14 protein-coding genes are annotated in these 19,538 nt (G+C 66.3%); 5 read left to right on the top strand and 9 right to left on the bottom strand.

Going from position 1 to position 19,538, the window contains the following annotated elements; translation table 11 throughout:
• Positions 1–23: 23 nt before the first annotated feature.
• A complete protein-coding gene (locus CEG14_RS07410) occupies positions 24–2,894 on the bottom strand; it encodes a 2-oxoglutarate dehydrogenase E1 component (protein ID WP_094825709.1) in 2,871 nt (956 codons plus the stop codon).
• Between the two features lie 327 nt (positions 2,895–3,221).
• Positions 3,222–5,285, bottom strand: coding sequence for an OPT family oligopeptide transporter (locus CEG14_RS07405; RefSeq protein WP_094825708.1), 2,064 nt, complete (start codon positions 5,283–5,285; stop codon positions 3,222–3,224).
• Between the two features lie 248 nt (positions 5,286–5,533).
• Here CEG14_RS07405 and mdeB point away from each other — a divergent pair, with 248 nt between their 5' ends.
• The 4 genes from mdeB (at position 5,534) to CEG14_RS07385 (ending at position 12,275) form a co-directional block, all read left to right on the top strand.
• Entirely contained in the window at positions 5,534–8,248 is a 2,715-nt protein-coding gene (gene mdeB / locus CEG14_RS07400; protein ID WP_094825707.1) for an alpha-ketoglutarate dehydrogenase, read from the top strand.
• 189 nt (positions 8,249–8,437) lie between these two features.
• Positions 8,438–10,720 carry an NADP-dependent malic enzyme gene (locus CEG14_RS07395; protein WP_094825706.1) on the top strand — a complete coding sequence of 761 codons (2,283 nt, stop codon included), beginning with the start codon at positions 8,438–8,440 and terminating at the stop codon, positions 10,718–10,720.
• A gap of 237 nt (positions 10,721–10,957) precedes the next feature.
• Entirely contained in the window at positions 10,958–11,410 is a 453-nt protein-coding gene (locus CEG14_RS07390) for a DUF2214 family protein (RefSeq protein WP_094825705.1), read from the top strand.
• 10 nt (positions 11,411–11,420) lie between these two features.
• Positions 11,421–12,275 (top strand): EcsC family protein, encoded by an 855-nt coding sequence (locus CEG14_RS07385; RefSeq protein WP_094825704.1) that lies wholly within the window; start codon positions 11,421–11,423, stop codon positions 12,273–12,275.
• Positions 12,276–12,387: 112 nt separating this feature from the next.
• Here the strand turns inward: CEG14_RS07385 and CEG14_RS07380 are convergent, their stop codons facing one another.
• The 7 genes from CEG14_RS07380 to CEG14_RS07350 form a co-directional block, all read right to left on the bottom strand.
• A complete protein-coding gene (locus CEG14_RS07380; protein ID WP_094825703.1) occupies positions 12,388–13,692 on the bottom strand; it encodes a citrate synthase in 1,305 nt (434 codons plus the stop codon).
• Positions 13,693–13,712: 20 nt separating this feature from the next.
• Positions 13,713–13,973 (bottom strand): succinate dehydrogenase assembly factor 2, encoded by a 261-nt coding sequence (locus CEG14_RS07375; protein ID WP_094825702.1) that lies wholly within the window; start codon positions 13,971–13,973, stop codon positions 13,713–13,715.
• Between the two features lie 25 nt (positions 13,974–13,998).
• Positions 13,999–14,715 (bottom strand): succinate dehydrogenase iron-sulfur subunit, encoded by a 717-nt coding sequence (locus tag CEG14_RS07370; RefSeq protein ID WP_094825701.1) that lies wholly within the window; start codon positions 14,713–14,715, stop codon positions 13,999–14,001.
• Positions 14,716–14,727: 12 nt separating this feature from the next.
• Complete coding sequence (gene sdhA, locus CEG14_RS07365; RefSeq protein ID WP_094825700.1) at positions 14,728–16,506, bottom strand: succinate dehydrogenase flavoprotein subunit; 1,779 nt, start codon at positions 16,504–16,506, stop codon at positions 14,728–14,730.
• A 3-nt stretch (positions 16,507–16,509) separates the two neighbouring features.
• Entirely contained in the window at positions 16,510–16,893 is a 384-nt protein-coding gene (gene sdhD, locus CEG14_RS07360; protein ID WP_094825699.1) for a succinate dehydrogenase, hydrophobic membrane anchor protein, read from the bottom strand.
• The gene (gene sdhC, locus CEG14_RS07355; RefSeq protein ID WP_094825698.1) at positions 16,893–17,306 is read right to left on the bottom strand and encodes a succinate dehydrogenase, cytochrome b556 subunit; all 414 of its coding nucleotides are present in this window, start codon (positions 17,304–17,306) and stop codon (positions 16,893–16,895) included. The genes sdhD and sdhC overlap by 1 nt, the downstream gene beginning before the upstream one ends.
• 121 nt (positions 17,307–17,427) lie before the next feature.
• Positions 17,428–18,207 (bottom strand): GntR family transcriptional regulator, encoded by a 780-nt coding sequence (locus CEG14_RS07350; RefSeq protein WP_094825697.1) that lies wholly within the window; start codon positions 18,205–18,207, stop codon positions 17,428–17,430.
• A 315-nt stretch (positions 18,208–18,522) separates the two neighbouring features.
• Here CEG14_RS07350 and CEG14_RS07345 point away from each other — a divergent pair, with 315 nt between their 5' ends.
• Positions 18,523–19,512, top strand: coding sequence for a malate dehydrogenase (locus tag CEG14_RS07345; protein WP_094825696.1), 990 nt, complete (start codon positions 18,523–18,525; stop codon positions 19,510–19,512).
• The last annotated feature ends 26 nt before the right edge of the window (positions 19,513–19,538 follow it).

The following is a 19,538-nucleotide window of genomic DNA, read 5'->3' as shown; positions in this document are numbered from 1 at the left end:
AGTTGATGTTCTGGGTCGCTGGATTACTTGGTCAGCATGAAGCCCTTGTACTTCGCGGCGAAGGCCTGCTCGATGAGCTGCTTCTGCTGTTCCTGGTGCTTGGCCAGGTAACCCACCGCGGGCGAAGCCGAGGCGGCACGGCCGGCGTACGCCAGCTTCTGGCCTTCGACCATGTTTTCGTACAGGTGATGCTGGACGTAGAACCAAGCGCCTTGGTTCTGCGGTTCGTCCTGAACCCAGATCACTTCGGTCGCCTTCGGGTACTTGCGCAGCTCGGTCTCGAACGCCTTGTGGGCGAACGGGTAGAGCTGTTCGACGCGGACGATCGCGACGTGGTCGGCTTCGCGTTCGCGGCGCGCGTTGACCAGATCGTAGTAGACCTTGCCCGAGCAAGCCAGCACGCGCTTGACCGAAGCGGCCTTGATCGATTCGTCGACTTCGCCGATCACCGGGCGGAAGCTGCCGCCGGCCAGGTCGGTGAGGGGCGAACCGGCGTCCTTGTTGCGCAGCAGCGACTTCGGCGTGAAGATCACGAGCGGCTTGCGGAACTGGCGGATCATCTGGCGACGCAGCAGGTGGAAGATCTGCGAAGCCGAGGTCGGCTGCACCACCTGGATGTTGTTGTCGGCGCAGAGCTGCAGGAAGCGTTCGATACGGCCCGACGAGTGCTCCGGACCCTGACCTTCGTAGCCGTGCGGCAGCATCATGGTCAGGCCCGACTGGCGGCCCCACTTGGCTTCGCCGGCGCTGATGAACTGGTCGATCACGACCTGGGCGCCGTTGACGAAGTCGCCGAACTGGGCTTCCCAGATGGTGAGCGTGTTGGGCTCGGCCGACGAGTAGCCGTATTCGAAGGCCAGCACGGCCTCTTCGGACAGCACCGAGTCGATCACGGTGAACGGCGCCTGACCTTCGGAGACGTTCTGCAGCGGGATGTAGGTGCCGTCGTTCCAGCGCTCGCGGTTCTGGTCGTGCAGCACGGCGTGGCGGTGCGTGAACGTGCCGCGGCCCGAATCCTGGCCGGTGATGCGCACGGCATAGCCCGAGGCCACCAGGGTGGCGAAGGCCAGGTGTTCACCCATGCCCCAGTCGAGGTTCTGCTCGCCCTTGGCCATGTTGCGGCGGTCGTTGAGCAGCTTGTTGACCAGCGGGTGCACGGTGAAGCCTTCCGGCGTCGTCGTGATGCGCTCGCCGATGCGCTTGAGCTCGGCCAGCGGCACGGCGGTGTCGGCCTGGTCGGTCCACTTGGACGCCAGGAACGGCGACCAGTCGATCGCGTACTTGCTCTTGTAGTCGGTCAGGACGGGCTCGATGGTGCGCTGACCATCTTCCATGACCTGACGGTAGTCCTTGACCAGCTGATCGGCATCGCCTTCGGCCAGCACGCCCTGCGTGACCAGTTTGTCGGCGTACAGCTTGCGCGTGCCGGGGTGATGGCCGATGCGCTTGTACATCAGCGGCTGGGTCAGCGACGGGGTGTCCTGCTCGTTGTGGCCGAGCTTGCGGAAGCACACGATGTCGAGCACGACGTCGTGGCGGAATTCCATGCGGTAGTCGAGCGCGAGGCGGGTGGCGAACACCACGGCTTCGGGATCGTCGCCGTTGACGTGGAACACCGGGGCTTCGATCATCTTGACCACGTCGGTGCAATACAGCGTCGAGCGCGAGTCGCGCGGATCCGACGTGGTGAAGCCGATCTGGTTGTTGATGACGATGTGCAGGGTGCCGCCCGTGCCGTAGCCGCGCGTCTGGGCCAGGTTGAGGGTTTCCATCACGACGCCCTGGCCGGCGAAGGCCGCGTCACCGTGCACCAGCACCGGCAGCACTTGCTTGCCCTCGGTGTCGGCGCGGCGTTCCTGGCGTGCACGCACGCTGCCTTCGACCACCGGGTTGACGATTTCCAGGTGGGAGGGGTTGAACGCCAGCGACAGGTGCACCGGACCGCCACGGGTCGAGATGTCGCTCGAGAAGCCGTTGTGGTACTTCACGTCGCCGTCGGTCAGGCCTTCGGCGTGCTTGCCTTCGAACTCGGCGAACAGGTCGCCGGGCATCTTGCCCATGATGTTCACGAGCAGGTTCAGGCGGCCGCGGTGGGCCATGCCGACCACGATTTCCTGCACGCCGGCTTCACCGGCGTGGTTCACCACTTCGTCCATCGAGGCGATGAAGCTTTCGCCGCCCTCGAGCGAGAAGCGCTTCTGGCCGACGTACTTGGTGTGCAGGAAGCGCTCGAGGCCTTCGGACTCGGTCAGCTGCTGCAGGATGTGGCGCTTTTCTTCAGCCGAGTAGGTCGGGGCCGACAGCGTCGATTCGAGACGCTGCTGGATCCAGCGCTTGGCGGCCGGATCGGAGATGTGCGAGAACTCGGCGCCCACCGAGCGGCAATACGTGTCGCGCAACGCCTTCAGGATCTCGCGCAGCGTCATGGTGCTGGCGGTCGTGAAGTAGGTGTTGGTGGCGGAGTAGGTTTGATCCAGGTCGGCTTCGGTCAGGCCGTAGAAGGCCGGATCGAGCTCGGGGATCGCGGGGCGCTCCTGGCGCTTGAGCGGATCCAGGTCGGCCCAGCGCGAACCCAGCGAACGGTAGGCGGCAATCAGCGATTGCACCGAGACCTGCTTGCTGGCGACGGAAAGGTCGGGCTCGGCGGCGCGTTGCAGGAATGCATTGGCGCGGGCGCGTTGCGAGAACGATTCGACGATGGGCGCGTGAGCCTGGTCACGCGTGGATTCTTGACCGTCGGTCGCGGGGGCATGTTGCAGCTGGTCGAAATACTCGCGCCAGTTGTCGGCCACCGAACCGGGATTGTCGAGATACTGTTCGTAGAGTTCTTCTACATAAGGCGCATTACCGCCGAACAGATAGGAGGATACTTTGGATTCTGATTCCGTAGACATAATGTCGCTTCACCTTGACGAGTGCTTCACTCGCATACGATGCAGGAAAACCTTCCGCGACACGGGCTTCCCGTTTAGCGGATAGCAGGGGCAGAAGGCACGTACAAGCCTCGAAAGCCGTGTCGGCAGTATACCCCTTTGATATTGGGGGCGTCTTGCTGCAAGCGCGTGACATTCAACGAAGATCAAACATGGATGCATTCCTGGCAAGAATGCCTGCGGCTTCGCCGCGCATAACGTTGTCTACGCGTCGCCATTATCGGCAATCGGTCATTGCCGGGTCGGCCTCGCCGGCCCGGCCACACTGTCTCCAGAATACGACGCAAATCAGGCGCGGTTCAAGACCCGGCGTCCAATCCACACCGCCACCAGGGCAAATACGCCAAGCCCGAGCCACCGCGCGACCGGTTCGAAGCCCTCGCCCACCAGCGCCAGCGGCGCGTTCTGGCCGCTGAAGCCGATCACGGCGGCCAGCAGCACGCCGACCAGGCTCTCGCCCACGATCAGGCCGGAGGCGATCAGCACGCCGCGGCGGTTGGGCGCATCCGCGTACTGCTCGTAGGGCTGTCCGGCGGCCTGCGCGCGCCGGCGCAGCGCGCGCTCGAGCACCCAGGCCAGGAACGCGCCGACCACGATGGGCGCGCTGACGGTGGGCGGCAGGTAGATGCCGATGCCGACCGCCAGCACCGGCAGGCGCGCCACCCGGCAGGTGCGCGCGAGCAGCCCGTCGATCACGATGAGCGCGACGCCGACCGCCATCCCGATCAGGATCATGGTCCAGTTGAGTTGATGGGTGAAGATGCCCTGCGCGATGGCGAGCATCAGCGTGGCCTGCGGCGCGGCCAGCGCCTGATCGGGGTCCATGCCGGCGCGCGGCAGCGCATCGGCAAAGCCATAGGCGTTGTAGAGCAGGTCCAGCACGGGCGAGATCACCGCCGCCCCCACCACGCAGCCGATCAACAGCGCCACCTGCTGGCGCCAGGGCGTCGCGCCCACCAGCCAGCCGGTCTTGAGGTCCTGCAGGTTGTCGTTCGAGATCGAGGCCACGGCCACCACGGCGGACGTGGTGAAGATGGCCAGCGCGATGGCCAGCCGCACGCCCTCGTCGCTGCCGAGCAGGCCGCCGCCGTCGTTGATGAGCACCATCAGCAGCGACACCAGCACGATGGCGACGATGCCCACGCCCGAGATCGGGCTGGTCGACGAGCCCACCAGGCCGGCCATGTAGCCGCAGGCGGCCGCCACCAGGAAGCCGAACACGAAGGCGAACAGCACCGCGTAGGCGACCAGCACGCCGATGCGTCCGGCCGTGAGCGGCGCCGCGCTCATGAACGAGGCGAAGGTGAACACCAGCACGGCCAGCAGCACCAGCGAAATGCCGATCACCCAGCCGGCCGGCAGGTCGCGCTCGGTGCGCGGCGCGGGGCCGCTGCGGCGCTCGCCCTTGCCCACCATGCCCATCGAGGCGCGCAGCCCTTTCACCATCGGCATGAACAAGGTCGCCAGCGTCCAGATGGCGCCGACGCCGATCACGCCCGCGCCGATGAACCGCACCTGCGAGCCCCACAGGTCCGTGGCGTAGGCGGCCAGCGACTGGTCGGCCGCGCGCTCGCCCATGGCGGTCAGCACCGGCACGGCCACGCCCCAGGCGATCAGCAGGCCCACCAGCATCGCCAGGCCCGCCACGATGCCGATCAGATAGCCGGCGCCGAGCAGCGCCAGCGAGAATCCCATGGGCAGGCGCAGCACGGCGCCGCCGAGGGCGACGAAGCTGCTGGCGCCATCGGCCAGCACGCGCAGGCCGCTGGTGGCAAAGCTGACGATGGCCGCCACGCCGCCGCCGAACAGGATGTCGCCCATGCCGGTGCCGCCCGCGGGCCGCCCCGCCGCCGGCGCCTGGCCGGTGGCCTGCGCGCGCTCCTCGGCGCGCGCGGCGCTGCCCACGCGCAGGATCTCGGCCGCGGCCACGCCCTCGGGATAGGGCAGATCGCTCTTGACCACCATCACGTGGCGCAGGGGAATCGTGAACATCACGCCCAGCATGCCGCCGGCCGCACAGATGGCCATCGTCTGCCAGAACGGAAACGCGCTCCAGTGGCCCAGCATGACGAGGGCGGGCAGGATGAAGATGATGGACGACAGCGTGCCCGCGGCCGAGGCCTGCGTCTGCACCATGTTGTTTTCGAGGATGTTGGCGCCCTTGAACATGCGCAGCACCGACATCGAGATGACCGCGGCGGGGATGGCCGAGGAGAACGTCAGCCCCACCTTGAGGCCGAGGAACACGTTCGAGGCGGTGAAGATCACCGTGATGAGGGCGCCGAGAATGACGCCGCGCAGCGTCAGCTCGGGCAGGGACATGTCGTCCGGGACCCGCACACCATCATTCATCGCTCACCTCCTTTTGTCGATGCATCCGCGCGATTCTAGCGTCCACACCCTGGACATATCCTGACAAGGGCCGGCCCTTGCGGCGACCGCCCTCCCCGGTTTGCAGCAGATTCTGCCGCCCTCGCCCCGCCTCGACCCTGGTACATGCTGCAGAGGCGGGCATTCCCGCATCCCGTTCGGTCACTTCTGCGCGTCCGCCGGGGCTAGGATGGCGCTACAACCAGACTCACAATACCCGGAGACACCCCATGCGCGAGGCCCAGGCCGCCGGCATCACCGGCACCGATCCGTCCCAGCACGACAGCGATCCCCAGGAAACGGCGGAATGGCGCGACGCGCTGAGCGCGCTGACCCACGCCGACGGCGCCCCGCGCGCGGCCTACGTGCTGGCGCGCCTGCTGGAGCATGCGGCGGGCCTGGGGGTGCGGGCGGGCGGCCAGACCCGCAGCGCCTACCTCAACACCATCGGCGCCGACGCCGAGCCGCCCTTCCCCGGCGACCTCGCGCTGGAGGAGCGCATCGCCTCGATCAATCGCTGGAACGCGCTGGCCATGGTGGTGCGGGCCAACCAGGCGCACGGCGAGCTCGGCGGCCATATCGCGAGCTACGCCTCGGCCGCCGACCTGTTCGAGGTGGGCTTCAATCATTTCTTTCGCGGCCCCGATGCGCCCGGCGGCGCGGACCTCGTCTACATGCAGCCACACTCGGCGCCCGGCGTCTACGCCCGCGCCTATCTCGAGGGCCTGCTCGACGACGCCGACCTCGCGCTGTTCCGCCAGGAGATCACGGCGCGCGCGCAGGGCCGCCGCGGCCTGTCCTCGTATCCGCATCCCTGGCTGATGCCCGACTTCTGGCAATTTCCCACCGGCTCGATGGGCATCGGCCCGATCAATGCCATTTATCAGGCGCGCTTCATGCGCTACCTGGAACACCGCGATCTCGCGCCGGCCTCCGGCCGCAAGGTGTGGGGCATCTTCGGAGACGGCGAAATGGACGAGCCGGAATCGATCGCCGCGCTCACGCTGGCGGCGCGCGAGAAGCTCGACAACCTGATCTTCGTCGTCAACTGCAACCTGCAGCGGCTCGACGGCCCGGTGCGCGGCAACGGCCGCATCATCGACGAGCTCGAGACCCTGTATGCGGGCGCGGGCTGGAACGTCATCAAGGTGGTGTGGGGCAGCGACTGGGACGCCCTGCTGCGCCGCGACGCCAGCGGCGCGCTGGCACGCGCCTTCTCGCACACGGTCGACGGCCAGTTCCAGACCTTCGCGGCCAACGACGGTGCCTACAACCGCCAGCACTTCTTCGGCCAGAACCCGGCGCTGGCCGCGCTGGTGGCCGACTGGCCCGACGAGGCCATCGACCGCCTGCGCCGCGGCGGCCACGACATGACCAAGATCCACGCCGCCTACGCGCGCGCCGCGGCGCATCGGGGCCAGCCCACGGTGATCCTGGCGCAGACCAAGAAGGGCTACGGCATGGGCACGGCCGGACAGGGCAAGATGACCACGCACCAGCAGAAAAAGCTCGACGACACGGCGCTGCTGGCGTTCCGCGACCGCTTCGCGCTGCCGCTGTCGGACGCCGACTGCCTGGCGCTGCGCTTCTACCGGCCGGGCCCCGACAGCGCCGAGATGCGCCACCTGCAGGCGCGCCGGGCCGCGCTCGGCGGCCATCTGCCGCGCCGCCGCGCCGACGCGCCCGCGCTGGCCGTGCCCGCGGCCACGCAATGGGCCGGCTTCGCGCTTGCGCCCGAGGGCAAGGAGATGTCCAGCACCATGGCCATCGTGCGCATGCTCACGCAGCTGTTGAAGGATCCGGCGCTGGGGCCGCGCATCGTGCCCATCGTGGCCGACGAGGCGCGCACCTTCGGCATGGCCAACCTGTTCCGCCAGATCGGCATCTACTCGGCCCAGGGCCAGCTCTACGAGCCCGAGGACATCGGCTCGGTGCTGTCGTATCGCGAGGCGCGCGACGGCCAGATCCTTGAGGAAGGCATCACCGAGGCCGGCGCGATCTCGTCGTGGACGGCGGCCGGCACCAGTTATTCGGTCAACGGCCTGGCGATGCTGCCGTTCTATATCTATTACTCGATGTTCGGCTTCCAGCGCATCGGCGACCTGATCTGGGCGGCGGCCGACCAGCGCACGCGCGGCTTCCTGATCGGCGCCACCTCCGGGCGCACCACGCTGGGCGGCGAAGGCCTGCAGCACCAGGACGGCACCAGCCACCTGATCGCGGCCACGGTGCCCAACTGCCGCGCCTACGATCCGGCCCAGGCCTGCGAGGTGGCGCTGATCGTGGAGCACGGCATGCGCCGCATGCTCGAAGACGCGCACGACGAGTTCTATTACCTCACGGTCACCAACGAGAATCTCGCGCAGGCCAACCTGCCCGACGACCCGGCCGCGCGCGAGGGCATTCTGCGCGGCATGCATCGCGTACAGGCCTGCGACGCGCCCGGGGTGCGGCTGCTGGCCGCCGGGCCCGCGCTGGCGCAGGCGCTGCAGGCGGCCGCGCGCCTGCACGCCGACCATGGCCTGGCCTGCGAGGTCTGGAGCGTGACCAGCTACAGCGAGCTGGCGCGTGACGCGCGCGCCGCCGAACGCGCGGCCGCGCTGGGCCAGCCGCATGCGCCGGCCTGGCTGGCGCACTGCCTCGGCGAGACCGGCGTGCCGGTGCTGGCGGCCAGCGACTACGTGCGCGCGGTGCCCGACCAGATCCGCGCCTGGGTCCACGCGCCCATGCGCACGCTCGGCACCGACGGCTTCGGCCGCAGCGACACCCGCGCGCAGCTGCGCGACTTCTTCGAGGTCAGCGCCGACTGGATGGTGCTGCACGCGCTCGACCTGGCCGCGGCCCATGCCGGCCCGGCCGAGCGGGAGGCCCTGCGCGCGGCGCTGGAAACGCAGCGCGCCGCGCTGTCGGCCGCCACGCGCGAACTGCCGCCCTGGCAGGCCTGAAACCGGCCGCGCGTCCTTTTCGCTGCAGTGCAGCAAGGGCGCGCGCGGGGTTTCTGTGTTGAAATACTGGCCTGTTCCGAGCCGCGCGCGGCCTGCGGTCATGCGCCGCGCGCCCTCCGTGACCCGTTTTTCGGCGGCTTTCGCCGCAGTTCACCCGCTTATCAGTTAGCGCCGCAAAGGCTGTACCTCATGGACGAAACCCTCAGCAAGCGGGCGTTGGATTACCACGCCTATCCCACCCCCGGCAAAATCTCCGTCACGCCCACCAAGACGCTGGCCAACCAGGACGACCTGTCGCTGGCCTACTCGCCCGGCGTGGCCGCCGCGTGCATGGCGATCTTCGACCAGGGCAACGACGCCGCCTCCATGTACACCTCGCGCTCCAATCTGGTGGGCGTGGTCACCAACGGTACCGCCGTGCTCGGCCTGGGCAACATCGGCCCGCTGGCCGCCAAGCCGGTGATGGAAGGCAAGGGCTGCCTGTTCAAGAAGTTCGCCGGCATCGACGTGTTCGACATCGAACTGGCCGAGAACGACCCCGACAAGCTGGTCGACATCATCGCGGCGCTGGAGCCCACGCTGGGCGGCGTCAACCTCGAAGACATCAAGGCGCCCGAGTGCTTCTACATCGAGAAGAAGCTGCGCGAGCGCATGAAGATCCCCGTCTTCCACGATGACCAGCACGGCACCGCCATCATCTCGTCGGCCGCCATCCTCAACGGCCTGAAGGTCGTGGGCAAGGAAATGGGCGAGGTCAAGCTGGCCTGCTCGGGCGCCGGCGCCGCCGCCATCGCCTGCCTGGATCTGCTGGTCGACCTCGGCATCAAGCGCGAAAACATCTACGTGGTGGACTCGCGCGGCGTGATCTGGGAAGGTCGCGACGAAAACATGGAGCCCAACAAGCGCCGCTACGCGCAAAAGACCGACGCGCGCACGCTGGCCGACGTGGTCAATGGCGCCGACGTGTTCCTGGGCTGCTCGACCGCCGGCGTCCTGACCGCCGACATGGTCAAGACCATGGCGGTCAAGCCGCTGATCCTGGCGCTGGCCAACCCCGAGCCGGAAATCCGTCCGGAAGTCGCCAAGGCCGCCCGCCCCGACTGCATCATCGCCACCGGCCGCTCCGACTACCCGAACCAGGTCAACAACGTCCTGTGCTTCCCGTTCATCTTCCGCGGCGCGCTCGATGCCGGCGCCAGCCGCATCACCGAAGAGATGAAGCTCGCGTGCGTGAAGGCCATCGCCGAGCTGGCCCAGGCCGAGCAGAACGATGAAGTGGCCCGCGCCTACGCCGGCGAAGAGCTGTCGTTCGGCCCCGACTACATCATTCCCAAGCCGTTCGATCCGCGCCTGATCGTGCAGATCGCCCCGGCCGTGGCCCAGGCCGCCGCCGACTCCGGCGTGGCCGCGCGCCCGATCGAAGACATCGAAGCCTACCGTCGCAAGCTGATGGGCTTCGTGTACCACTCCGGCCAGCTGATGCTGCCGCTGTTCCAGGAAGCCCAGAAGGCGCCCAAGCGCGTGGTCTACGCCGACGGCGAAGACGAGCGCGTGCTGCGTGCCGTGCAGGTGGTGGTCGACGAGAAGCTCGCGCTCCCGATCCTGGTGGGCCGTCCGTCCGTGATCGAGATGCGCGTCAAGAAGTTCGGCCTGCGCCTGATCGCCGGCCAGAACATCGAGATCGTCGATCCCGAAGACGACGCCCGCTTCAACGAAACGTGGCAGGGCTACTACGAGCTGCGCGGCCGCGAAGGCGTGACGCCGGCGATCGCCAAGGCGATGATCCGCAAGCACAACACGCTGATCGGCGCGATGCTGCTGCATCGTGGCGATGCCGACGCGCTGCTGTGCGGCGTGGCCAGCAAGTACGACAACCAGCTCAAGTACATCGACGAAGTGATCGGCAAGAAGCCCGGCCAGACCTACGGTGCGCTCAACGTGCTGATGCTGCCGAACCACACGCTGTTCATCACCGACACGCACGTCAACGAAAACCCCAGCGCCGAAGAGATCGCCGACATCACGATCCAGGCCGGCGAAGAAATGATGCGCTTTGGCGTGGTCCCCAAGATCGCGCTGCTGTCGCACTCCAACTTCGGCAGCCGTCCGACCGAATCGTCGCGCAAGATGGCGCACGCCCGCCGCCTCGTGGCCGAGCGCGCACCGCACCTCGAAGTCGACGGCGAAATGCACGCCGACTCGGCGCTGTCGGAATCGATCCGCTCGCAGGCCTACCCCGACAGCACGCTCAAGGGTCGCGCCAACCTGCTGGTGATGCCGAACCTCGACACCGGCAACATCACCTACAACATGCTCAAGATGACGGGCAGCAACGGTGTGGCCATGGGCCCCATCCTGCTGGGTGCCGCGCGTCCGGTGCACATCCTGACGACCAGCGCCACCGTGCGCCGCATCGTCAACATGACGGCCCTCGCCGTCGTGGATGCGCAGCAGGAAGCCACGCAAGGCTGATCGCCCCGGCGATCACGGCAAAGGGCCTCCCTTCGGGGAGGCCCTTTTTCTTGGGCCGCGCCAGCGGGAGGCCTCCGCGCGCCCCGCGCTTCCTTGCCCGCGCCGCCGCCCCCTGCCCGATTTTTCCTCGGCTTCGACCGCGCGCATGGCACGGCGCGATACGCGCGGGCGCCAGAATTGGTAAAAGGGAGGAAGTCGCTGGCGCAGTCCGCGCCGGCCCCTGCCGGACTTTTCTTCATGGTGCTCGACGCGCTGCTGGCCTGGGCCCACTTCCTGGCCATTTTCTTCCTGATCGTGGTGCTCACCGCGGAGGCGGTGCTGCTGCGCCCCGGCCTGAGCGCCCAGACCGTGGGCCGGCTGGCCCTGTACGACCGGCTCTACCTGGTGTCGGCGGTGCTGGTGCTGGCCACCGGCCTGGCACGGCTCATGCTGGGCGCCAAGGGCGTCGCCTTCCTGATGCCCAACCCCTGGTTCCACGCCAAGATCGCGCTGTTCGTCGTTATCGGGCTCTGTTCGATCCCGCCCACGCTCGCGTTTCTGCGCTGGAAGCGCCAGGCGGCCAGGCTGCCGGGCTTCGTGCCCGACGACGCCGAGATCCGGCGTGCACGCCGCTGGGTCATGCTGTCGTCGCACCTGTTGATACTGCTGCCGCTGTTCGCCACGCTGATGGCGCGCGGCATCGGGCTTTGAAGGACCCCGCATGACGCTCTCGATCCACGACGACCCGCAGGACCTGGCCGCGCTCAAGGCCGCCGTGGCGCGGCTGGAGTCGCCGTCCCTCACGATCCGCCTGTCGAACCTGATCGGCTCGCCCATCGAATGGGCCATCAGCAAGCTGCCGCGCGCGGCCTCGTCGCGCATCCAGGACGCGGTGCACGCGGCGCTGCACAAGTCGGTGTCGGCGGCGCTGCGCACCTTCAACGGCAAGACCGGCACCGTCGCGCCGCGCAACCGCAGCCACGGCGCGGCCGCCGCGCTCACCGGCGCCGCCGGCGGCTTCTTCGGCCTCACCGGCACGCTGGTCGAGCTGCCCTTCTCCACCACCATCATGATGCGCTCGGTGGCCGACATCGCCCGCAGCGAAGGCTTCTCGCTCGCCGATCCGGATATCCAGCGCGAATGCGTGCAGGTGTTCGCGATGGGCGGCAACTCGAAAGACGATGACGCCGCCGAATCGGCCTACTACGCGCTGCGCACCGCGTTCAACGAGGTGGCCAAGGAAACCGCCAAGGCGCTGGCCGAGGTGGCCACCAAGCACTCCGCGGGCAAGGTCGCCGCGCATTTCGGCTCGCCCAAGCAGGCCGGCACCTGGCTCGCCAAGACCATCGAGGTGGTGGCGCAGCGCTTCGGCATCAACATCACCGAAAAGATCGCCGCGCAGGCCGCGCCGGTGGTGGGCGCCGTCAGCGGCGCGGCCATCAATGCGCTTTTCATCAGCCATTACCAGGACATGGCGCGCGGCCACTTCACCATCAAGCGGCTCGAACAGAAGTACGGCGAAGCGGCGGTGCGGGCGGCCTACCAGGACGTCCTCGCCCGTGTCGCCGCAGACTGACGCGCGGCGAGGCCAGGGACGGGCGCAGCGCGGCATCCTCCCGGCGCCAACAAAAAACCCCGGAGGTCTCCCTCCGGGGTTTTTTGTTGCCAGTACGGCGTGACGCGTGTGCTCAGCGCTTGGTGGGCACGTCGCGCGACACGGAACCGGTGTAGAGCTGGCGCGGACGGCCGATCTTGTACTCGGGATCCGACAGCATTTCGTTCCACTGGGCGATCCAGCCCACCGTGCGGGCCAGCGCGAAGATGGCCGTGAACAGCGAGGTCGGGATGCCGATGGCGCGTTGCACGATGCCCGAGTAGAAGTCCACGTTCGGGTACAGCTTGCGCTGCACGAAGTACGGGTCTTCGAGGGCGATGCGCTCGAGTTCCATGGCCAGCTTGAACAGCGGGTCGTTTTCCAGACCCAGGGCCTGCAGCACTTCCTTGCAGGTTTCCTGCATCAGCTTGGCGCGCGGGTCGTAGTTCTTGTAGACGCGGTGGCCAAAGCCCATCAGGCGCACGCCCGAGTTCTTGTCCTTGACCTTCTCCATGAACTCGCCGACCTTGGCCACGCCGCCGTTGGCCTGCAGCTCTTCGAGCATCTGCAGGCAGGCTTCGTTGGCGCCGCCGTGAGCCGGACCCCACAGGCAGGCCACGCCGGCCGCGATGGCGGCAAACGGGTTGGTGCCCGACGAACCGCACAGACGCACGGTCGAGGTGGAGGCGTTCTGCTCGTGATCGGCGTGCAGGATGAAGATGCGGTCGAGCGCGCGCTCGACGACTTCGTTGACCTTGTACTCTTCGCACGGGGTCGCGAACATCATGCGCAGGAAGTTGCCGGTGTACGACAGGTCGTTCTGCGGATAGATGAACGGCTGGCCTTGCGAGTACTTGTACGCCATCGCGACCAGGGTCGGCATCTTGGCGATCAGGCGGATCGCCGAGACGTGACGGTGCTGGGCGTTCGTGATGTCGGTCGAGTCGTGGTAGAAGGCCGACAGCGCGCCCACCAGGCCCGTCAGGACGGCCATCGGGTGCGCATCGCGACGGAAACCGCGCAGGAAGAAGTGCAGCTGTTCATTCACCATCGTGTGGTGCGTGACCTGCGAATCGAAATCCGTCTTCTGGCCGTCGTCGGGCAGTTCGCCGTTGAGGATCAGGTAGCAGATGTCGAGGAAGTCGCAGTTCACCGCCAGCTGTTCGATGGGGTAGCCGCGATACAGCAGTTCGCCCTTGTCGCCATCGATGTAGGTGATGCCCGACGCCGTGGCGGCGGTCGACATGAAGCCGGGGTCATACGTGAACATGCCCGTCTGGCCATACAGCTTGCGGATGTCGATCACATCCGGGCCAACCGTGCCCTTGTACACCGGGAGTTCAATAGGTGCGCTGCCATCCGAGAGGGATAGAGTGGCTTTTTTGTCAGACAGGTTCATCGCTGTTTCCTCACAATAAATCAGAGCTCACGCATGCGGCTGATGATGGTCCGGAGCCGAGGGGTGTCCAGGTCCCCTTCGAGCTCCTTCCGGGCCAGCAGCAGGTCGAGCAGATCGTTGTCTCCGAGCTCGAAGAGCTGCGTCAGTGCCGTTACGTCTTCATCGGTCAGCTGGGTCTCGTATTGATCCAGATACCGGGTGATGATCAGGTCATTTTCGAGCAGGCCGCGGCGCGCTCGCCAGCGCAACCGCGCCCGTTCCAATTCGGTAAGCCTGCTCATTTCAATGCCTTGCCAAGTACTAACACTAGACCGTACGACGGACCATCAGTTCCTTGATCTTGCCGATCGCCTTCGTCGGGTTGAGCCCCTTGGGACAGACGTCGACGCAGTTCATGATGGTGTGGCAACGGAACAGACGGTACGGATCTTCCAGATTGTCCAGACGGCGGCCGGTGGCTTCGTCGCGGCTGTCGGCGATGAAGCGGTAGGCCTGCAGCAGGCCGGCGGGGCCGACGAACTTGTCCGGGTTCCACCAGAACGACGGGCAGGAGGTCGAGCAGCAGGCGCACAGAATGCACTCGTACAGACCGTCCAGCTCTTCGCGTGCCTCGGGCGACTGCAGACGCTCGCGCTCGGGCGGCGGCGTGTCGTTGATGAGGTACGGGCTGACCGAGTGGTACTGGTTGAAGAAGTGCGTCATGTCCACGATCAGGTCGCGGATCACGGGCAGACCGGGCAGCGGCTTCAGAACGATCGGTTCCTTCAGCTCGCGCAGGTTGGTCGTGCAGGCCAGGCCGTTCTTGCCATTGATGTTCATGGCATCGGAACCGCACACGCCTTCACGGCACGACCGGCGCAGCGCCAGGCTGTCGTCGACGTCGTTCTTGATGCGCACCAGCGCATCGAGCAGCATCTTGTCGGTCGGCTGGAGTTCGACTTCCAGCTTCTGCATGTACGGACGCTCGTCCTTGTCGGGATCGTAGCGGTAGATTTCGAATTTAACGATTCGTTTGGAGCTCATGCCAGATCCTGCTTAGAAAGTACGGGCCTTGGGCGGGACGGACTCGACCGTGAGGGGCTGCATCTGCACCGGCTTGTAATCCAGGCGGCTGCCTTCGGAGTACCAGAGCGTGTGCTTGAGCCAGTTCACGTCGTCACGGTTCGGGTGATCGTCGAGCGCGTGGGCGCCACGGCTTTCGGTGCGATTGGCGGCCGACTTGATGGTGGCGCGGGCCACTTCGGTCATGTTGGCCAGCTCCAGCGCTTCGACGCGAGCCGTGTTGAACACCTTCGACTTATCCTTGAAGTAGATGTGTTCGGCGGTCTTGGCCAGGTCTTCGATCTGCGTCACGCCTTCGTTGAGCAGGTCGATCGTGCGGAACACGCCGCAGTGACGCTGCATCGAGACGCGGATCGCGTTGGCCACGTCCTGGGTCTTCTCGCCCGAGGTGCGCGATTCGAGCTTGTCGACACGGGCCAGCGAGGCGTCGACAGACTCCTGCGACATCGGCTGGTGCGCGTGCTGGCGCTCGGGGTGCGAGTTGACGATGTGGTTGCCGGTGGCGCGACCGAACACGATCAGGTCGAGCAGCGAGTTCGTGCCCAGGCGGTTGGCGCCGTGGACCGACACCGCCGCGCATTCGCCGACGGCGTACAGGCCATTGATGACCTTGTTTTCGCCGTTGACGCGCTCGAGCACCTGGCCGTGATAGTTGGCCGGAATGCCGCCCATCTGGTAGTGGATCGTCGGCACGACCGGGATCGGTTCCTTGATCGGGTCGACGTTGCCGAACTTGATCGCGATTTCGCGGATCGAGGGCAGACGCTTGTTGATGACGTCGGCGCCGAGGTGGTCGAGCTTGAGCACCACGTAGCTGCCGTCAGGACCGCAGCCACGGCCTTCCTTGATTTCCTGGTCCATCGAGCGCGACACGAAGTCACGCGGCGCCAGATCCTTCAGCGTGGGCGCATAGCGCTCCATGAAGCGTTCGCCATCCTTGTTGAGCAGGATGCCGCCTTCGCCACGCACGCCTTCGGTGATCAGCACGCCGGCACCGGCCACGCCGGTGGGGTGGAATTGCCAGAATTCCATGTCCTGCAGCGGGATGCCCGCGCGGGCGGCCATGCCGAGGCCGTCGCCGGTGTTGATGAAGGCGTTGGTGGAAGCGGCCCAGATGCGGCCCGCGCCACCGGTGGCCAGCACCGTGGTCTTGGCTTCGAGGATGTAGATCTCGCCGGTTTCCATTTCCAGCGCGGTCACGCCCAGCACGTCGCCGGCTTCGTTGCGCAGGAGGTCGAGGGCCATCCACTCGACGAAGAACTGGGTGCGCGACGCGACGTTGCGCTGGTAGAGCGTGTGCAGCAGGGCGTGACCGGTACGGTCGGCCGCGGCACAGGCGCGCTGGACGGGCTTTTCACCGAAATTCGCGGTGTGTCCACCGAACGGACGCTGATAGATCGTGCCGTCGGGGTTGCGGTCGAAAGGCATGCCGAAATGCTCGAGTTCGTACACGGCATTCGGGGCCTCGCGGCACATGAATTCGATGGCGTCCTGGTCGCCCAGCCAGTCCGAACCCTTGACGGTGTCGTACATGTGCCAGAGCCAGTTGTCTTCGCTCATGTTGCCCAGCGAGGCGCTCACGCCGCCCTGCGCCGCAACGGTGTGCGAGCGGGTGGGGAACACTTTCGACAGCACGGCAACGGACAGGCCCGCCTGGGCCAGTTGCAGCGAACAGCGCATGCCGGCACCGCCGGCGCCAACGACCACCACATCAAACTGGCGGCGCGGCAAAGATTTCTTGACAGCGACCACGGCTTAGATTCTCCAGAGGGTTTGCGCGAAGAAGACGACCGAGGCCACCAGCCACAGGATCGTCAGCACTTGCAGCGTCAGACGCACGCCGACCGAACGGACGTAGTCCATCCAGATGTCGCGCACGCCGATCCAGGCATGCCAGGCCAGCGCAAAGAAAGCGAGGGTGGCCAGAAGCTGGCCGACCGGAAGAGCGAACACGTGGAAGGTGAACAGCGACTTCCAGTTTTCATACGTGAACGAGGGCATCACCAGCAGGCCGATGATCAGCACCAGCGTGTAGACGGCCATGATGATGGCGGTGATGCGCTGGACGATGAAGTCGATCGTGCCGTAGTGGGCGCCGACGACCAGGCGCTTGGGGCCGTAGTTTTTGACGTCAGCCATTACAGGACTCCGAACAGTTTGAGAGCGATCACCAGGGTCAGCGCCAGGCTGACGCCGAACACCACGCCCGCGGTCTTCTTGGCCGACTGCTTGTCGATGCCGATGTGCAGGTCGAGGATCAGGTAACGGATGCCGGCACAGAAGTGGTGCAGGTAGCCCCAGATCAGGACCAGCAGGACCAGCTTGACCAGCGGATTGCCCGCGTACTGCGCGACCTGTGCGTAGGTCTCGGCCGAGGTCACGCTCGCGCCGAACAGCGGAACGATGACCAAGGGCAAACAGAGGAACAGCAGCGCGCCGCTGATGCGGTGCAGGATGGACAGTTTGCCGGCCAGGGGCAGGCGATAACTGAGGATTTGCGGGATGGTGATATTGCGAAACTGCGGACGCGGCTTGGCAGCTGAGTCGGACATGACGGCCTCGGTGTTTCGGAACTAGGGAATCGTGATGGCGAAATTGCTGTCGTCCTTGCGGACAAACGCTCTATTTTCGCCCAGAGATCGGCTTCGTATCAAATCGTAGAAAAAAAGTTCATCAATTCAAACTATTGCGGTAGTGATAGTGATCGGTCAGGTACAGGCCGCGACGCACTTCCATCGGCCGGTCGCCATACGTATACGAAATTCGGTCCACCTGGAGTAAGGGCGCACCGGGGGAAATGTTCAGCAGGCGGGCGATTTCTTCGTTCGCCGCCACCGCGCGCAGTTTTTCGTCGGCGCGGACCATGCTCACGCCGAACTCCGACTCGAACAGGCCGTACATCGGGGCGCGGTTGGCCGTCAGGAGCTCCAGCGTCAGGCCACGGAAGGCGGTGCCCGGCAGCCAGATGTCGTCGATGACGGTGGGGGTTTGATTCATGGAAAGCTGGCGCCGGATCATGACGACCGTCTCGCCGGCGCGCAATTCGAGGGCGCGGGCGATCTCGGCGGGTGCGCGCACGCGGCGGCACTCCAGGATGCGGCTCTCGGCGCGCCCGCCCTCACCCTCTTCGTCGGCGGCCAGGCGCAGGAAGCGATAGCGCACGCGGGCTTCGTGATGGGTGGCGACGAAGGTGCCCTTGCCCTGCCGGCGCAGCAGCAGGTGTTCGGCGGCGAGCTCGTCGACCGCCTTGCGAACCGTTCCCTGGCTGACCTGGAAACGCGCGGCGAGATCGATTTCGCTGGGGATCAGCTCACCCGGCTTCCATTCGCCGCGATCCAGGCTCTGCACCAGCAGTTCCTTGATCTGGCGATACAGCGGACTGAAAGCGGCCCCCTCGCCTGCCGGTTTCGCGGCACGCGTTCGTAGAGGGGTTTCGGACCGGGGGTCTGCCATGGGGTGTCTGTGTCGGTTTTCGGCTCGCCCGAATCGAGGCGGGCACGAGGCACCGGCACAGCTGGGACGCGGCAAAAACGCCGGGCGACCACGGATTCGGACAAACACGCCATTCTCGCACAGCAGCCCCATACTGTCCAACGTCTTATGTCTTATATAAGATATAAGATCGTTTGACGCATGCGTGAATTCAATCTAGGATTGCCGGCTGTCGGAGCACCCTCCGCAGCACTGTCCGCAGACGTGGCGCAAGGGCTCCAGCGATTACACTGTGAGTGAGATTTTGTCTCGCCCAATATCCTTCGGAGAACGTTAATGTCTAAGCCCGCCATGCGTGTCGCCGTCACCGGCGCCGCCGGCCAGATTGGTTACGCCCTGCTGTTCCGCATCGCCTCCGGCGAAATGCTGGGTAAAGACCAGCCGGTCATTCTGCAACTGCTCGAGATCCCCGACGAGAAGGCCCAGAAGGCCCTCAAGGGTGTGATCATGGAACTGGACGATTGCGCTTTCCCGCTGCTGCAGGAAGTGACCGCCCACAGCGATCCCCGCACCGCCTTCAAGGATGCCGACGTGGCCCTGCTGGTCGGCGCCCGCCCCCGCGGCCCCGGCATGGAGCGCAAGGACCTGCTGCAGGTCAATGCCCAGATCTTCACCGCCCAGGGCCGCGCCCTGAACGACGTCGCCAGCCGCGACGTGAAGGTGCTGGTCGTCGGCAACCCGGCCAACACCAACGCCTACATCGCCATGAAGTCGGCGCCGGACCTGCCCGCAAAGAACTTCACCGCCATGCTGCGCCTGGACCACAACCGTGCCCTGTCGCAACTGGCCGCCAAGTCGGGCAAGGCCGTGGCCGAGATCGAAAAGCTGGTCGTGTGGGGCAACCACTCGCCCACGATGTACCCGGACATCCGCTTCGCCACCGTCGGCGGCCAGAGCCTGGCCAAGCTGATCAACGACGACGCCTGGAACCGTGACACGTTCATCCCCACCGTGGGCAAGCGTGGCGCCGCCATCATCGAGGCCCGTGGCCTGTCGTCGGCCGCCTCGGCCGCCAACGCCGCCATCGACCACGTGCGTGACTGGGTGCTGGGCAGCAACGGCAAGTGGGTCACCATGGGCGTGCCCTCGGATGGCTCGTATGGCATCCCCGAAGGCATCATCTACGGCGTGCCCGTCACGACCGAAAACGGCGAATACAAGCGCATCGAAGGCCTCGAGATCGACGCCTTCTCGCGTGAGCGCCTGGACTTCACGCTGAAAGAGCTGCTCGAAGAGCGCGATGGCGTGAAAGACCTGCTGAAGTAATTCGGCGCAATGAAACAGGCCCGCCG

Source organism: Bordetella genomosp. 1 (assembly GCF_002261335.1).
GTDB lineage: Bacteria > Pseudomonadota > Gammaproteobacteria > Burkholderiales > Burkholderiaceae_B > Bordetella.
Note: the sequence above shows the minus strand (reverse complement) of the source record. Positions and strands in the feature narration are given on the sequence as shown.

Coding starts and splice junctions, on each gene's coding strand:
- CEG14_RS07410 (WP_094825709.1), bottom strand. CDS start 2,894: ATGTCTACGGAATCAGAATCCAAAGTATCCTCCTATCTGTTCGGCGGT.
- CEG14_RS07405 (WP_094825708.1), bottom strand. CDS start 5,285: ATGAATGATGGTGTGCGGGTCCCGGACGACATGTCCCTGCCCGAGCTG.
- mdeB (WP_094825707.1), top strand. CDS start 5,534: ATGCGCGAGGCCCAGGCCGCCGGCATCACCGGCACCGATCCGTCCCAG.
- CEG14_RS07395 (WP_094825706.1), top strand. CDS start 8,438: ATGGACGAAACCCTCAGCAAGCGGGCGTTGGATTACCACGCCTATCCC.
- CEG14_RS07390 (WP_094825705.1), top strand. CDS start 10,958: ATGGTGCTCGACGCGCTGCTGGCCTGGGCCCACTTCCTGGCCATTTTC.
- CEG14_RS07385 (WP_094825704.1), top strand. CDS start 11,421: ATGACGCTCTCGATCCACGACGACCCGCAGGACCTGGCCGCGCTCAAG.
- CEG14_RS07380 (WP_094825703.1), bottom strand. CDS start 13,692: ATGAACCTGTCTGACAAAAAAGCCACTCTATCCCTCTCGGATGGCAGC.
- CEG14_RS07375 (WP_094825702.1), bottom strand. CDS start 13,973: ATGAGCAGGCTTACCGAATTGGAACGGGCGCGGTTGCGCTGGCGAGCG.
- CEG14_RS07370 (WP_094825701.1), bottom strand. CDS start 14,715: ATGAGCTCCAAACGAATCGTTAAATTCGAAATCTACCGCTACGATCCC.
- sdhD (WP_094825699.1), bottom strand. CDS start 16,893: ATGGCTGACGTCAAAAACTACGGCCCCAAGCGCCTGGTCGTCGGCGCC.
- sdhC (WP_094825698.1), bottom strand. CDS start 17,306: ATGTCCGACTCAGCTGCCAAGCCGCGTCCGCAGTTTCGCAATATCACC.
- CEG14_RS07350 (WP_094825697.1), bottom strand. CDS start 18,207: ATGGCAGACCCCCGGTCCGAAACCCCTCTACGAACGCGTGCCGCGAAA.
- CEG14_RS07345 (WP_094825696.1), top strand. CDS start 18,523: ATGTCTAAGCCCGCCATGCGTGTCGCCGTCACCGGCGCCGCCGGCCAG.